Source organism: Yersinia sp. 2542 StPb PI, from assembly GCF_048593855.1.
Lineage (GTDB): Bacteria > Pseudomonadota > Gammaproteobacteria > Enterobacterales > Enterobacteriaceae > Yersinia > Yersinia enterocolitica_E.
On record NZ_JAZGQA010000310.1, the window covers coordinates 1 to 2,910 of the forward strand.

Sequence of the window (2,910 nt, forward strand, 5' to 3'; positions counted from 1 at the left end):
TAATAAGAGATCTAATAAAGAGATCTTTAAATAAAAAGATCTTCTTTTAATTAAGGGGGATCCTAAGCCGCTTGGTCGAAAGTCTAAACTTGAGTAGAATCCCCCACCCCAGGGCAAACACAGAAATTCGCATAACGGCGAGGTGCAGTACCATGTTTTATCCAGATCAATTTGACGTCATCATCATTGGTGGTGGCCATGCCGGCACGGAAGCTGCAATGGCAGCGGCACGCATGGGACGTCAGACCTTATTGCTGACGCACAACATCGACACACTGGGACAAATGTCTTGTAACCCAGCGATTGGCGGTATCGGTAAGGGACATTTGGTAAAAGAGATCGATGCTCTGGGTGGCCTGATGGCCATGGCGACTGACCGGGCAGGTATTCAGTTTAGGATACTAAACGCCAGCAAAGGGCCAGCGGTAAGAGCGACCCGAGCTCAGGCTGACCGTGTTCTGTATCGGCAGGCAATACGTACTGCATTGGAAAACCAGCCAAACCTGACTCTCTTTCAACAGCCAGTTGAAGATCTGATTGTTGAAAATGATCGCGTTGTGGGTGCAGTCACCCAAATGGGTCTTAAATTCCGGGCGAAAGCAGTGGTATTAACCGTTGGTACTTTCCTCGACGGAAAAATTCATATCGGTCTTCAGAACTACAGTGGTGGCCGTGCTGGTGATCCGCCATCCATCTCATTGTCACAGCGTTTGCGTGAATTACCACTGCGCGTTAATCGCCTTAAGACCGGTACTCCACCACGTATTGATGCGCGGACCATTGATTTTAGCCAATTGGCCCCTCAGTTCGGTGATACGCCTATTCCAGTATTCTCTTTCCTGGGTCATGCCGATCAACACCCTGAGCAGATGGCGTGCCACATTACGTATACCAATGAAAAAACGCATGAAGTGATCCGCAATAACTTGGATCGTAGCCCAATGTATGCCGGGATCATTGAAGGGATCGGGCCACGCTACTGTCCGTCGATCGAAGACAAAGTCATGCGTTTCGCTGATCGTAATTCACACCAGATCTTCCTTGAACCAGAAGGTCTGACCAGTAATGAGATCTATCCGAACGGTATTTCAACCAGCCTGCCTTTCGATGTACAGATGCAAATCGTCCGTTCAATGAAAGGGCTGGAAAATGCCCGGATCGTTCGACCAGGTTATGCCATCGAATATGATTTCTTTGATCCACGTGATTTGAAACCTACCTTGGAAAGCAAATATATCCACGGTCTGTTCTTTGCTGGGCAAATCAATGGCACTACCGGCTATGAAGAAGCAGCGGCTCAAGGGCTGCTTGCAGGGCTTAATGCGGGCCGCTTCGCTAACGATGACGATGGATGGTCACCTCGCCGCGATGAAGCTTACCTTGGCGTGCTGGTGGACGATTTAAGCACCCTTGGCACCAAAGAACCGTATCGCATGTTTACCTCACGCGCAGAATATCGCTTGATGCTGCGCGAAGATAACGCGGATCTGCGCCTGACTGAGATGGGCCGTAAATTAGGGCTGGTTGACGATGCTCGTTGGGCACATTTCAGCAAGAAAATTGAACAAATTGAAAAAGAACGCCAACGTCTGCGTGATATCTGGGTACATCCACACTCAGAAAATGTTTCTGAGATCAATGCATTACTGAAATCGCCGTTGTCTAAAGAAGCCAATGGTGAAGAATTACTGCGTCGGCCTGAAATTGATTATCGTTTGCTGACAACCCTAACCTCTTTTGGCCCAGCATTAACAGATCCACAAGCTGCGGATCAGGTTGAAATTCAGGTTAAATATGAAGGGTATATCGCGCGTCAGCAGGAAGAAATTGAAAAACAACTGCGCAATGAGAATACTCTACTGCCGGCTGATCTGGATTATCGTCAGGTGTCTGGTTTATCGAACGAAGTCATCGCTAAACTGAACGATCACAAACCTAACTCAATCGGACAAGCCTCGCGTATTTCTGGCATTACCCCAGCAGCAATCTCTATTTTATTGGTTTGGCTGAAAAAACAGGGGTTGTTACGCCGTAGTGCCTAACAACCGACGTTTGCCTGCATTGCTAAGGGATAAGCAGTGCAGGTAAGTTCTTCTTTGCTTCAGGCCACAACTAACGGTTCAAACCACTGCCAAGCTAGATTATCATTCCTCATCCCGGCCCTTTTCATGCTGACTGAACGAGCTTAGTCAGAGGATATTGTTGTGTTAAAAAAATTAGATTCCCTGCTAAATGCCGCAGCTATTGTGTTACCTGAACAGCAAAAATTACAGTTGATAGGCTATGTAGAACTGCTGCATAAGTGGAACAAAGCTTACAATCTGACTTCTGTTCGTGACCCACAGCAAATGCTAGTGCGACATATTCTGGATAGTATTGTGGTTAACCCACATTTGCAGGGTGACCGGTTTATTGATGTGGGCACCGGCCCTGGGCTTCCTGGGATACCGCTGGCAATTGTACGGCCTACTGCGCACTTTACGTTGCTAGATAGCTTGGGTAAACGTGTACGCTTCTTGCGTCAGGTACAGCACGAACTGGGCTTAAATAATATTGAGCCAGTGCAAAGCCGAGTTGAGGACTTTGCCGCAAAACCGCCATTTGATGGTGTAATAAGCCGTGCATTTGCATCTCTACAAGATATGCTGTCTTGGTGTCATCATTTGCCAGCTAAGCCTGAAGGGCGCTTTTATGCGCTTAAAGGGGTGAGGCCGGACGATGAGTTAGCCGTACTGCCGGAGGGTATTAGCCTTGAATCGGTCGTGCGATTGCAGGTGCCAGAGTTGGAAGGTGAACGCCATCTGGTCATTCTTAAGTCAAACTAACTTTGCTATTTATCAAAAAAATGTAATAAATCCTTGGCGGATGGTAGGAAAATTATCGTATTTATTATTTTTAATATCGATAAGT

General features: G+C 47.2%; 2 protein-coding genes. Both read left to right on the top strand.

What is annotated here, in order from left to right; all coding sequences use genetic code 11:
- The first annotated feature begins 152 nt into the window (after positions 1 to 152).
- Entirely contained in the window at positions 153 to 2,042 is a 1,890-nt protein-coding gene (gene mnmG, locus V1952_RS21000; protein ID WP_420075468.1) for a tRNA uridine-5-carboxymethylaminomethyl(34) synthesis enzyme MnmG, read from the top strand.
- Positions 2,043 to 2,204: 162 nt separating this feature from the next.
- Positions 2,205 to 2,825, top strand: a complete 621-nt coding sequence (rsmG, locus tag V1952_RS21005) for a 16S rRNA (guanine(527)-N(7))-methyltransferase RsmG (protein WP_083161586.1) — start codon at positions 2,205 to 2,207, stop codon at positions 2,823 to 2,825.
- Positions 2,826 to 2,910 lie beyond the last annotated feature (85 nt).

What these genes read in the sequence shown, in the direction of transcription:
- mnmG (WP_420075468.1), top strand. Translation starts at nt 153, where the DNA reads ATGTTTTATCCAGATCAATTTGACGTCATCATCATTGGTGGTGGCCAT.